Below are 12,605 nucleotides of genomic sequence, written 5' to 3'. Positions count from 1 at the left end.
GGGACGGCGCTCAGCGTGTATCCGACGGCACGCGGTACCAGGCGGCGGGGTCGGGCCGGGGCGCCTTCGGGTGCGGTGGGGTGCCGGAAGTGGGAAGCAACGGCCGCAGCCTGGCCAGGATGTCGGACACCGACTTGGGACGGTCTGCCGGATCGAAGGCGACCATGGCCGTGCCCAGCGTCCGCAGCACGGCCGGCATCCCGGTCAACGAGCCCGGCGGGAACTGTTCGGTCTGCTCCTCCGGCCGCCCGCTGTGTTCCTGGTAGGGCAACCGCAGCGCGCTCATTTCGAACAGCATTGCGCCGAGACTGTAGACATCGACCTGGGGCTGGTGGTGCTGCCGGTGATACTGCTCCGGCGCGGCGTAGCCCGGCGTGCCACAACCGGTGTACTCCTCGTCCTCACAGGTCGAGACGATGCCGAAGTCGAACAGCCAGATCCGTCCGTCGTGGCCGACCATGATGTTGTCGGGCTTTATGTCGTGGTGCACGATCCCCCGGCCGTGAACCTCGGAAAGGATCTCGCAGAGCTGCGCGAGCACCGAGACAACGGTCTCCGTGTAGAGCGGTCGACTCCGCTCGATCAGCTCGCGCAGCAGGATTCCGTCGACGAAATCCATCGCCAGGTAGGCCCTCTCCCCATGCGACCCGCGTCGGATGTGGGCCGGCACCCCTGGAATGCCACGCAACGTATCGCCGAGGCCGCCCTCGTCGACGATCAGTTCGCCACCCCGCGCGAAGGTGGCGGTTGACTCGAACCCGCGGGGCGGCTGGAGCTTAATTGCCACCTCTCGCTCGCTTTCCATGTCCCAAGCCCGATAGACCTCGGCCGAAGCACCCTCGCCCGCCAGACGGACGACGCGGAACCGGTCGTCGATGACAACGCCACCCCGAAGCACTGACACCCCTGTGAGGAATGAGAACGACATGAGTCACGTGCAGATGTCAGGAATCCCGACCGCCGCGACCGCCGGCATCAAAGTATCGCTGAGCATGTTGGCCTCGAGTGCCCACCGATGTCCCGCCCATGATGCCATGGCGGCACGCCGAGTCCGGTCAGCCGCCGGTTCGGCGAGGCGCAAGGTCGAGGCACTGGAGAGCTTCGCCCAGGGACCGTTCATGGCGATCCTCGACATGGTCGAGGGCGAGGGAGTCGACGTCGACGAGGCGTTCCGGGAGCTGGACCGGCGAATTGCCGCAGGGCGGAACCGGCCCGTTCACGAGGGCGTCCGCGCGTGGACGGCCCACGCGGTCCGCACCTACCTGCGAGCCTTCGGCCAAACGGACGACGCCATGGTCCCGGTGCTGCAGAAGTGGGAGTACCGACGGCACCTGTCACGGCGCGACGATCGCGGTGCCACCGATTATGCGATCACGGCATGGGGGCGCTGCTACGCCTCAGCCGATGGGCGGATGCGGGAGCTGCGCCTCATCAAGAATCGCCTGGGGGCCGGAAAGCGGACGGTTGCCGAGATATCCGTGGCGGCCCTGGTCGTCGCCGCCGGTGAACCCGGCCCGCCTCCGGAACGCGTCCGCATCCTGCAGGTCGCACTTGTCGACGGCGCAGTGGAGACGCTTTTCGACGACAACGTCGAGTCGGCTCTCAGGCTTTACCAAGCCCAGGGAAAGGCCACGTTGGGTGAGCTGGTCGACAACGTCGAGTACCGACCCGGAGGCACCTGTGCCGGCTGCGCGCTCGCGCCCCGCTGCCCGGCGCTACTTCGGGCACCGGGCCTGCTGGGGATCGCGGATCGAAGCCGGCCGCGCCGCACCTGGTCGGCTACCAACGCCCGCCAGTACCGCGACTGCCCGGCCCGGGAGTACCTGCGACGCCAGTGGCTGCCGATCGACACCGACATCGAGTACGGTCCGGCGGCCGAGCGTGGCCGCGCGGTGCACGCGTACCTCGAAGGCCGGCACGCCGCCCTGCCCACCGCGCCTTGCACCACCGACGTGCCGCGCACGTGGGAGAACGACGGCCGTCGGCTGTCGGAAGAGGATCTGGCACTGGGCCGCAAGCTTATCCGGCACCACGCGGAGGTCTGCCCGCTTCAGCACGTGCACGACGCCTCACACGTACGCGTCGAACCCGACCTGGTGTTCGACGACGCCGACGCCGACCTCGTCGTCCTCGTGAAGCCCGACCTGCTCTACAAGGAGCACGGCGCCTGGGTGTGGCGTGAGACGAAGACCGTCGGTAGCGACCGCCGACGGAACCGCGACCCGCTGGTGGAATACCCGCAGCTGGCCCTAGCCGTAGCGCTGATCGGTGCCGGACGGTTGGGTGGCGGGCATGGTCGGGTCGAGTTGGAGACGCTGCGTCCCGGCGGACCGGACTTGGTCATCATCGACCCGTTCACCGCCGAGGTCCGCGCAGCCGCGAGCCGTGCCCTCACGGATCACGTCCGCGCCTGGCACGCCGACGACCGGTTCCTGCCGTCCCCTGGCCCGCAGTGCGCACGGTGCGAGGTCGCCCGCTGGTGCCCGTCAGGCCCAGGCACCCCCGCCGGGGCGGGGCCGATCATGCCGGGACGGGCGCGGTGATCCATGCGGACCTGCACGGGCGCGCTAATCTTACAATTCTGCCGCAGCTCGCCCGCGGCCTCATCGATCTGGGCGATGCCGCCCGGCGGGGCTCACTGGACCTTCCCTATCCACCGTCGATACAGCGCGTGCTGGACCGGATCGTGCTCGCCTGCCTGCGTGAGGGGCGCACACCACCGTCCAGCGTCCCCGAACTCATCGCCTGGTGCACTGCTCCCCTGGGTGCCCGCTGGCCGTCCTCCGCCCTGCCGGGGTTCCTCAGTGCCGAGGTGACCCTGCTCGATCTACGGCGACGCCTTCCGACCCGCTCGTGCGCGGAACTCGCCGCATACGGGTCGGGCAACTCCGCCGAACAGAGTGTCGTGCGCAAGCTGGACGAGTTCGCGCAGGCCGCCTCCACGCCGGCGCTCTTCACACAATGCCGGGACTTCCTGATCGACCGGGTCGCCATCACCAATGACGACACACGTGGCACGTCCTGGAAGCCCCAGATCTGGAAGCTCGTACAGGATCTTTACCGACCTCCGGTATCGGCTTACGCCCACGGCGGACTGACCACCTGCCCGACGTGCGGTCTTCTCGCCACCGTGGAGCACGGGCGCATCGCCTGGTGCGAAGGCGAGATCTGCGAACGGGGGCCGGCTCCGGGCCCGGATTACAAGAAGGGCAAGGTGCGGGTGCTCGATTTCCCGCTGCGCCTGTTTCTGTCACTGCCAGGGCGGACGGAGCGAGCGGTCATGCGACGGCTCGCGGAGCGCGGCGTGACTGGAACGCTTCTTCCCGGCGAGCTCGGCGCGTACCAGCTCAGCGAGCCAGTCCTTGGCCGGAGCAACGTGCAGGTGTTCGACAGGGTGGAGCCACTGCTGCTGGCCGCCCAGCTGAGCGGACGCTCCGATCTGCTGGCCGTTATCCCCGATCATCTGGCGCGGGCGCGCCCCGCACTCCTGAAGTCGGTGCGTGACGCGCTGCCCCCGGAACTCGACGTCGTGGTGACCACACAAACTGCCGCATCGGAAGGAGCACCGCAGCATGCGTAGCACGGCGCAAGGGTTCGCCCCGGTCATCCAGGCACTGCGCCAGGCGGGCGAGCTGCGGTCGAGAGAGTTGGTCAGGCTCTGCGAGGTGGAGCTGGGGCTTCGTCTCCAGCAACACCTGGCCCCGGAATCCCCCGCCACGGACGCCTGGGTGCTGTTCAGCGGCTACCCCTTCGCCCACGCCCGGGGGCTGGTCGCGGATCAACAGGGTGAGCAGATGCTCCGCGTTGCCCGCTATAGCCTCTGGACACTTCGCCGCAAGACCGCCTGGGAGGAGGCACTGCGCTCGTACGACCAGACTGATCCCTCCCTACGCGGCTACGACGTGCCGGACATCTCGCGCCCGGCGACCGAGCGACTGTCTGCCTTCGCGCCGGACCGCTGGGACACCTACGACCTCCTACTGAGGTGTGCGCCACCGTTCAGGCGCACGGAAATGCCGGTGGCGGGAGACGGCCCGGCCGAGTTCCCCGTCGGCCGCCACTCGGTGACCATCCGGCTGTCCGGAACGGGGAACATGCCGGCTCCGACAGCACACGACCTCGGCCTTCTTCCGGCAGGTGGTGGCGCGCCGATCTGCCTGCGCTGGCGGGACCTGCTGGAGACCGCAGCGGAGATGGACGAAATTCTGTCCCAGAACTGGGTGGACAGGCTGTCGCGTACGCACCTGTTCACCAGTTCCGGTGGAGCATTCGCGCCGGACGAGGAGTTCTCCGTCGCCGGGGTGCAGCACCTGCTCGGCATTGTCGGTGCCGGAAAGAGCACGCTGCGCGACGTGATCACCGTGTACCTCGTGAACCGGCACGGTTTCTGCATCACGGTGGTTGTGGGTGACGTGGCCGAGTCGCTCAAACTGGTGAGCCTCTACAACACCTACCTGACGGCGGGTCGCACTGCCGCCCCGATCATCGGCGCGTCTGGTCGGGAACGGCACGCGCAGCGGCTGCACCGCCGGTTGGCCAGCCGGGGAGAGCAGAACATCCTGAGTCACACCGACCCGAGCTTCACTTATCTGAGCACGTCCTGTGCGATCAATGCGCTGCTCCCCGAGGATGACGACATACTTCCCTACGGTGCCGCGCCGTGCGCCCGGCTTCAGGGGCGGTCCCGACGAGAGCGACGCGAAGAGGAGAGCGGCCGGTCCGGGAAGAGGCATGCCTGCCCATACTGGTCGGGGTGCCCCCGCCACCATGGCGCCCGGGAACTCGTGGACGCCCACGTCTGGGTCGCCACGCCGCCGAGTCTGATCGACGCTGCGGTACCCCGCGTGCAGAACGCCGAGCACCTGCACTACCTCGAGTTAGCCTGCCGACGTAGTGACCTCGTCATCGTGGACGAGGCGGACCGGGTCCAGATGCAGCTGGACCGGATGTTCGCGCCGGCTACGAAACTGGTCGCCGGAGTAGGTGACCGTTCCCTGCTCGACGAGCTCAACGCTCACAAGATCCGTGAGCTGGCCGACGGAGAGCGTCTGCAACTTTCGAACCGCGACGTCGAGGTCTGGAACGCCGCCGTCAACACGATCACGGCAGCGACGGATCGCCTGTACGCGATGCTGGTTGGTGACCACGCACTACGCACCTGGGTGCGGATCGGATACTTCAACGCCTGGACACTCCAGCTCCAACTCCTCGACGAACGCTACCCGGAGGCTGGCGAGCCGGACCGCGTGGAGCTTGAGCAACGGCTCGACGAGTTCCGGGACAACCCGCTCGGAGACCGGCGTCCGGAGTTGCGCAGAGGCTTGGTCGACCTGGTCACCGAGCTGCTGCACACGAGCTACCAGGAACACACCCGCCTGCGGCTCGTCGCGTTCGTGGTCGATCTGTTCAACCTGCCGCCATTCCTCGCCGACAAGCAGTGCGTTTTCGAGAAGGCGTCTGAAGCGCCGCGCCGGAAGAGGGCGAAGCCGCCGCAGAGCCCGGACGACTGGTTGTCCGAATGGACACGCCGCTTCGAATTCACGCTGCTGCTCGCCGCACTGGAATCGAAGCTGTCACTGATGAACGCCATGTGGCCTCGCGTTGAGGCGACACTGAAGCTCGGCTTCAACGAGATGTATCGCAGCCCCTTGTCCTACGGGCCGGTCATTCCGGAAGCGCCCATGGGCAATGTTCTCGGCTTCCAGTTCCTGGTGAACGGCCCGGACTCGGGCGGTGTCCGCAGCGGCGAGCTCCGGTACTTCCGGTGCAACGGCATTGGCCGGGAACTGCTGCACGCGATGCCCGACATCCCACTGGCCGACGGCAGGCCGCCGACGAACGTACTCCTCATGTCCGGCAGTAGCTGGGCCGGGAAATCCAGTCGTTACCACCTCCGATTTCCGGTCGGCGTGCTCCTCAAGCCGGACCCCGAAGAGTTCGAGGCCCTGGTGGCCGGCACGGAGATCCGGCTTGAGCTGCTCGGGGAGGACGCTCCGCAGCTCCGCGTGTCCGGCGCGAGACCGGAGGCGCGAACACAGATTCTCACTCAGATGGCGCTCCGGCTCGGTGAGACGCAAGACGGGGAAGCCAGCATGCTGGAGAAGGAGTTGCTGAGGCTACCGGAGGCTCGCCGTCACCTGCTGCTCCTGGTTGGCAGTTACGACGAGGCCGGGGCCGTCGCCGACACCCTGCACACCCTCGGAAACCGGTGGCGGGGCCGGGTGCTGCGCCTGGTGGCCGACGACTTCGATGAAGAGTTCGACACGGACCCCTTCGACGACGACGAGCAACACGCCGGGATTCTGCGTCGTGGCGACGTGGACACCCTGAGAAACACATCCGCGGAGGTCCTCGTCGCACCGTTGCTCGCCGTTGAACGGGGACACAACATCCTGAACAGCGACGGCCAGGCCGCGATCGGCACCGTCTACTTCCTCGCGCGGCCGAATCCGCGTCCGGACGACATCGGCCTCGCGGTCCACGCCGTCAACGACTGGATGATCAGGTCGATCGACTCCGGCGAGTTCGACGACTGGGTACGCAGCGCCGCCACGCTTAGCGCCGGAGCGCGGGAGGTACGCCGACAGGCAAGGCAGACGTGGTACCGGGTGCTACGTCGTTCCCTGGCGTGGAGCCGACTCAAGGAGGACCGGCCGGCGGTCACCTGGGACATGCTCGTACTGATCTGGCAGGTCATCGGCCGCCTCGTCCGCGGCGGCGTGCACGCCCGAGTGGTCTTCGTCGACGCCGCGTTCATGCCGAACCTGGGGGGTGGGACAAAGCTTCCGGACACTGCCGAAACCAGCCTCTTGTACAGCATCGCCGAGGTGCTGGCGCCGTACTTCCTTACGGACAGCGAGGTCTCACCGCTCGACCGGGACATTGTCCAGTCGCTGTACCGGCCTCTCTGGGACGCCCTTGACCGGTTCCTCCCGCCAACTGAGGAGAAGAACGAAACGTGTATACGCTGATTCGCCCCACCGCCTACGAGCCCGATCCCGCGGCCGGCCCCTGGCTGGAGCAGTACCACGTCATCCGGTTCGTCGAGCGCTGGCGCACAGGCCTCGAAGAGGTGTATCGCCTCGGCTGGAAGCGCAGGCAGAACCATGTCGGACTGCCGTTGCGCCAACTCAACGGGCTGTTCCGCGCGGTTGCCCCGGGCGTGACGGCGACCGGGCGCGGTGCTGGAAGCGACGCCACAGTGCCGTGGATTTACGCGCGCGAGCCGGTACCCGCCGACGTGATCCGGCCCGTGATCTCCTCCTGGGTCACAGGCTTTCCGATTCCCGATGAGCACCAGCAGCGCCTGGCCGACGTCGTGGAGACGGCCCACAAGGGCATCCCCGAGTGGGACGTGGCGCAGGTCGACCTGACCACCGTCCAGCCCTCGCCGGAAGGCACGGCGGATCCCTCGCGTCAGTTATACGCACTGGTGCCGGAGATCCTGGCGGCCCGGCTCGCGGCACGCCCGCTGCGCCTACCCGGCGTCGGGCGCGACCTGTGGTTCCGGGTGGTCGACCGGGAGCAGGGGGCCGAGTTGGTGTCGTGGCCACCGCAGGAATTCGTGACGAACCGTCGCACCTGGTTCTACTCAGCCGTCCTGACCATCACGGTGCAGACCGTGCCGTTCGTGCCGACGTACCGGGTGCATGTGTCGTCCGGGATTCGCCGGTGGATGACCTCCGGGACGGATATGTCGCACAACCAGACGGCTCGGGTCCTCCTCGATGTTCCGCTTCCCTGGTCCGACCTCACCGAGAAGGGAACGTCTCGGCTGATTGCCAACCGCGTGGGGTGGAGCCGGGACCGGCGGCGCATCGACTGGCGGGACCACAGTGTGGCAGGTCTTCTGCCCGACCTTGACATCGTCCGGACCTATCCGAGGGCGGACGAGGTAGTCGCGCAGGCCCCGACCTGGATAAAAGGCCGGGGCGGGATCTCGGCTGGGATCGTGCACCAGAACCGGTACGGGACCCACGGGGTTGAGACCGGGCTGCTCTCCGGCGAGCGGTCACTCATCGACGGGTGGGTCGAGGAAGGGCTTCGGCCACTGTTCCGCCGGGCACCCGAACTGCACAGGGTTCGCGAGGCCAACAAGCCCACCCTGATCTCCAAGCCTGCCGCGAAGACCAATCCGGCCGGTCACGCCGAGGCGGTGCGGAAAGCCGTCGCCGCCCGCCGCGAGGCACTGAAGACAAGCCTCGCCGACGAGCCCCTAGGTGTGGATCTCCTCTGGCAGTTCCCGGAGACCCGGCACGCGCTCCTGTCCGAACTCGCCGAGTTGCTCGGCTTTCCGACCGACGTTGCCAGCACTCAGCCGGACCAGGAGTGGCGGTTTGATGGCCTACGGGTGTGCGTGCGTACCGCTGAGCTCGGGGCGCTCGGGGCGCCGCTCGACGTCTCCCGGCGGGCGGGAGTGACGCGGTCCGGCGCCTTCGACGAGGCACTTCGCGCGCGCCGGGTCGCTGTCGCGGCGCGGCTGCGCCAACGGTCCGGGCCACCTGGGCTCGCCATCGTCGAGATCGGTGGGGAGCAGCGGTTCACCGCTCAGGACTCTGACCCCAAGTTCGCGGTCCGCTTGGGCCTTGCCGACACCGGCCGACTCAGCCAGTTCATCACCGTGCCGACCGACGCCACGGCTGACGTCAGCATGCGGGCGCGTGCCGCATGGCTGGACGGCCTGCGGCAGCTCGGCGCGACGACCATCCCCAGCCCTCGAGTCAGCGACGGGGTGCCGCAGGCCGTCCAGTACCTGGCGCTGTGGGTAGTGCGCCGACGCGCCAACGGGCCGACCAGGCGGGCGGGGCAGAAGCTGGTAGCGCTGCTGATCCGGCCGCACGACGACCACCACCGTGTCTGCGGGTGGGACGAATTAAGCCGGGAGTGGGTACCTTACCCCGTGCTGCTGCTGCGACTCGCTCAGCGGGTGGAGTCGGTCGAAGTTCGGGACACGGAGAGCGACGAACACGCCAAGCCGCAGGCCCTCTCCCCGGACGAACAACGCGAGGACATCGAGCGGCAGATCCGTTCCGTCCTCTACCAGGCTCGCCACCGACCGACGCTACTGCTGGCGAACGCGGGCAACCTCCGCAGCGCCTGGCGGTGGCTCCGCAACCCCTCACTCACCGTCGACAGAATCGGCTTCTCCGCCGACGAACCACAACGGCTGGCCGCCTATGGTCCCGATCTCCGCTTCGTCCTTACCCGCGACGGCGCGGGACGGGAGGAGACGCCCCAGTGGTACGCGCCGGCGGCGGACGACGCGGTGGCCGGCCTGGCCAGCGGACTCTGGGCTGCGGAGGACGCGGCGGCCGGGAACCGGGTCTTCGTCAGCATCACCGACAAGCCGGCGAGCGCGGGAAAGGTTCACAAGGGGCTGATGAAGCTCGGCCCGCACCCATCATGGCCAAAGGGTCCGTCTGTGGTCGGGCGGAACCCCCAGTACCTCGAACTCGTCGTCCTCGGCTGCCTCTCAGAGAAGGTGCTGGCCGACGCCGGCGTCGTGGACGGCAAGCCGGACTCGCCCGCGACCTGGGCGGCCCTCACCCACCAACTCCGCTTCCACGACGACTACCCGCCGCTAGCGCGGCCCCTTCCACTGCACCTGGCGAAGCTTGCCGAGGAGTACGTCCTACCGGTCGTGCCCGAGGCGCTAAAGGACTGAGACTCACCGATCGCGACGCGACGCGGCACCTCCCTATACGGAAAGGTGCCGCGCCGCACCGCGTTCGAAGCGGTGGCGTACCCCGCGGGCGGTCGTGGTCTTCCCGCTGCCGGAGCTCCCGCGAATGATCAGCAGCGTGGAGGGCGCGAGTGCCGCCGCACTGTTGCGCGCCCAGGTGGCTGCCGGCCGCAGCTTCCCCTACCGGCTGTCCCGCACCGCACAGGTCGACCTCGCCGACGCATACGTCCGGCAGCCACCCATGCCAGATGGCTCGTCCCAGCGAGACGCGGACCCCGGTGCGCTGGTGGAGTCGGTGGAGTCCGCGCTGGCGCGGCATCGGCATATGGTGGTAACCGGTGGCCCTGGCTGCAACAAGCCAACCATGACATTACGGCTGGTCGACACGACTTCGGCGACGCTTATCGAGAAGAACCGGCGGGCTTCGTTGATGCCGACCCGGGAACTGGCCGAGATGTCCAAGGCGCTTTCACCACAGCACTGTCCGCAGCACTCGCCGCCGAACCCGGGCCAGCCCCAGCCGGTCAGCTATCTTCCCTGGTCACGTTCGGTGCGCCCGAAGGGACTCGAACCCCTAACCTTCTAATCCGAAGACCATCGCCGCAGCGGGAGCCCCATCGGCACCGACCGGGGCCCGAACTGGATGCTTTGATCAACTACTCGATACCTGGGAGCAAGATTCTAAAGAACGCTGCCGATAGGCGCGGAGCATCGTCTCAACGTAGATGGGGGCTAGCCCACGCAGCAATTCCTCGGGAAGCGCTCCGGCTAGCGCCGTGACTGCGAGATCGACGCCAGGGCTGCTTGGCCCGCTGAACTGCGCGACTAAGCGGTCGACGCCGGCGGTGACGCTGGCGCCACATATGGGGTTCATGGCGAGTTCGGCCAGACGGGTGCCGACGGCGTCCGGCGGTGTGGGAGCCCGCATCAGCCGGATGACATCGGCGCAGTCCTTGGGCTTGACGCGATGCGCGCGACCGCGGTCGCCGTCAGTCAGCCGGTCAGCGATCTTGTGGCTCTTGGCGACCAGAAGAGCTGCGGGGCCCGCCACTCTGATCGTGGCTTGCCGGGTGTCGAGGTCTGGTTCGAGGCTGCCGACCGTCATCTCAGTGTTGTCGACGATGGTCGCTTCGAGTCCTGGCGTCCAGCGGGTGGCGTTCTTTCCGTGGTCGGGCAGCCGGGCGTCGCGTTTGCCTCGTCCGGGTGCGAGCGCTTCGGGAACGAGGAGGTCGACGGGGACGAACACGGTCTCTTTTTCGATCTTTGCGGGTGCCAGCCACGTGCCCGGTTCGATGCCGCCGTTGTCGGTCTTCACCTTGAGGGTGAAGCCTGCTTCGGTCATCGCTTCGGCGATGCGCGGGTCGGGGCCGAGCCTGGCCGGATCGATGCTCAGGTCAGCGTCGGCGGTGAACGGGGCGACGCTGACCTCCAGGTCCGCCTCGCCCGCCTGCAGGTAGATCGCCTGCGCGCCCACCAGTACAACGGCGGCGCGGTGCTCGCCAAGAGCGTCCAGGGCGTTGAGGAGGACGCGGCGGGCAGCCACGTACACGAGGGGATCGGGCGCGGTCACCCACCGACGCTACACCGGCTTGGGCAGATGGTCTTGGCGCCAGGCCGCGGGATCGCCCGACATCCAGTCCAGTAGTGCCTCGCCCTCCTCTGGGAGACGGCCGTTGCCCGCCAGGCAATCCAAGACGAGCTGCGATAGTCCAACGTGGAATGTACCGTCTTCGGCCATGCGTGAACGGGCCAGTTGAGATGCGTCGGCTGCGGTGAGCAGGATGACGTTGGCGCCCTGCTGTGTGGGCATGAGCTCAAACCGGGAGGCGGTCGCGGCGATGTCGGGGACGTAGAGGGCGAGCTGCGTCGGGGCGGCAATCTGCACGTACTCGTTTGCGGCATAGCTGCCGGTGATGACGGCCTGGTCATCGTTGCTGAGCCTCCGCAGCAGCGATGGGACGCCGGTTCGTGCGATATAGGTCTGGCTACGGTTGCTCTTGAGCAGGTTGTAGTGCTGCGCTCGGGCACGCAGCAGTTCTCGCCAGTCGACGCGGGTGACAGCCTTGCTGCCCGGGTCGCGCTCGACCAGGCGGTCGTCGACGAGTGCGGTCAGAGTGCGCGAGACGTACGCGTTGCTGAGGCCACTGGCCGCAGCGAGATCCACGAGCCGATACGGCGGTGCGAAGTCGGTGAGCACGCGCACCAGAGCGTTGCTGCCGGGACCTTTGAGCCGGACGGGCGGCTTCGCCGGCGGGTTCGGGTCCTGCTGGGCGCCATCGAGCCTGATGTGAATCGCTGGCCGCGGGATCCGGACTAGCACATTGCCGGTGAGGTCGATGTAGTTGATGTCCCGCTCGCGGAGCACTTCCCTTGAACGCGGGCTGAGCCAGGGCGCGACGACGATGATCGGTTCTCGGACGACCCGGCGCATGAGCCGATGGTTCCCGCCTAGCACACGGTCAACATCGCGCGGGATGAAGCGCCTGAACGCCTGGACGATGAGCGTGCAGTGGTAGTTCGCCGCCTGGATCTCCCACATGGCGTCGTGTCCTGCGTCGCCGTCCTCGAAGGTCCGGCGGTTAACCTTCATGTCGTCGTCCGTGATCAGCTCGGTGAACTGGTCGAACGCGGCGGTCAGCAATTCCTGCTCAGTGGGGCCGTTCATGCGTCAAAGTTTGCCACAAATCTAGAGTTTAGCAGCCATGGGCAAACGCGCGACTCCAGTTAAATCTTGTGGCAGCGCAACTCGGGTGAAACGGACAACTAGCGTGGTAAGGTCCTGCACCGGTGGGCGTTCAGGGTGCGACGGCGTAGTCGGGAGGCGGCGATGTCGGTTCCGCCTGAAAACTGACCATGTGGTTCCGGCTGAATCGGGACCACCTCCTGAAGCATCGGGAGGTGCTGAGCGTGGAGGACTGGGCGG

General features: G+C 67.7%; 8 protein-coding genes. 5 read left to right on the top strand and 3 right to left on the bottom strand.

Annotated elements, in window-relative coordinates; translation table 11 throughout:
• Positions 1-10: 10 nt before the first annotated feature.
• Positions 11-928, bottom strand: a complete 918-nt coding sequence (locus AB0H28_RS26455) for a serine/threonine-protein kinase (protein ID WP_358045550.1) — start codon at positions 926-928, stop codon at positions 11-13.
• Between AB0H28_RS26455 and AB0H28_RS26450 the strand changes: the two genes are divergently transcribed.
• The 5 genes from AB0H28_RS26450 to AB0H28_RS26430 all read left to right on the top strand — a co-directional run bounded on the left by AB0H28_RS26450 (position 927) and on the right by AB0H28_RS26430 (position 10,268).
• Entirely contained in the window at positions 927-2,543 is a 1,617-nt protein-coding gene (locus tag AB0H28_RS26450) for a PD-(D/E)XK nuclease family protein (RefSeq protein ID WP_358045547.1), read from the top strand. The genes AB0H28_RS26455 and AB0H28_RS26450 overlap by 2 nt on opposite strands.
• Positions 2,540-3,580: a hypothetical protein gene (locus tag AB0H28_RS26445; protein WP_358045544.1), complete on the top strand. Its 1,041-nt coding sequence runs from the start codon at positions 2,540-2,542 to the stop codon at positions 3,578-3,580. The genes AB0H28_RS26450 and AB0H28_RS26445 overlap by 4 nt, the downstream gene beginning before the upstream one ends.
• Complete coding sequence (locus AB0H28_RS26440; RefSeq protein WP_358045541.1) at positions 3,573-6,971, top strand: signal recognition particle; 3,399 nt, start codon at positions 3,573-3,575, stop codon at positions 6,969-6,971. Before AB0H28_RS26445 ends, AB0H28_RS26440 begins: the two co-directional genes overlap by 8 nt.
• On the top strand, positions 6,959-9,664 hold the full coding sequence (locus AB0H28_RS26435; protein WP_358045538.1) for a DUF3962 domain-containing protein: 2,706 nt from the start codon (positions 6,959-6,961) through the stop codon (positions 9,662-9,664). Before AB0H28_RS26440 ends, AB0H28_RS26435 begins: the two co-directional genes overlap by 13 nt.
• Before the next feature lie 124 nt (positions 9,665-9,788).
• The gene (locus tag AB0H28_RS26430) at positions 9,789-10,268 is read left to right on the top strand and encodes a hypothetical protein (protein ID WP_358045535.1); all 480 of its coding nucleotides are present in this window, start codon (positions 9,789-9,791) and stop codon (positions 10,266-10,268) included.
• A gap of 66 nt (positions 10,269-10,334) precedes the next feature.
• Here the strand turns inward: AB0H28_RS26430 and AB0H28_RS26425 are convergent, their stop codons facing one another.
• Together AB0H28_RS26425 and AB0H28_RS26420 are read right to left on the bottom strand one after the other, a co-directional pair.
• A complete protein-coding gene (locus AB0H28_RS26425) occupies positions 10,335-11,252 on the bottom strand; it encodes a hypothetical protein (RefSeq protein WP_358045533.1) in 918 nt (305 codons plus the stop codon).
• A 9-nt stretch (positions 11,253-11,261) separates the two neighbouring features.
• Positions 11,262-12,347, bottom strand: coding sequence for a helix-turn-helix domain-containing protein (locus tag AB0H28_RS26420; RefSeq protein ID WP_358045530.1), 1,086 nt, complete (start codon positions 12,345-12,347; stop codon positions 11,262-11,264).
• Between the last annotated feature and the right edge of the window lie 258 nt (positions 12,348-12,605).

Origin of the sequence: Micromonospora sp. NPDC050980 (assembly GCF_040653835.1) — a bacterium.
Lineage (GTDB): Bacteria > Actinomycetota > Actinomycetes > Mycobacteriales > Micromonosporaceae > Micromonospora.
This window is presented reverse-complemented; position numbering and strand designations above follow the sequence as displayed.

Bases quoted from the DNA above. Each gene is read 5' to 3' on its own strand.
- AB0H28_RS26440 (WP_358045541.1), top strand. From the start codon at position 3,573: ATGCGTAGCACGGCGCAAGGGTTCGCCCCGGTCATCCAGGCACTGCGC.
- AB0H28_RS26455 (WP_358045550.1), bottom strand. From the start codon at position 928: ATGTCGTTCTCATTCCTCACAGGGGTGTCAGTGCTTCGGGGTGGCGTT.
- AB0H28_RS26450 (WP_358045547.1), top strand. From the start codon at position 927: ATGAGTCACGTGCAGATGTCAGGAATCCCGACCGCCGCGACCGCCGGC.
- AB0H28_RS26420 (WP_358045530.1), bottom strand. From the start codon at position 12,347: ATGAACGGCCCCACTGAGCAGGAATTGCTGACCGCCGCGTTCGACCAG.
- AB0H28_RS26430 (WP_358045535.1), top strand. From the start codon at position 9,789: ATGATCAGCAGCGTGGAGGGCGCGAGTGCCGCCGCACTGTTGCGCGCC.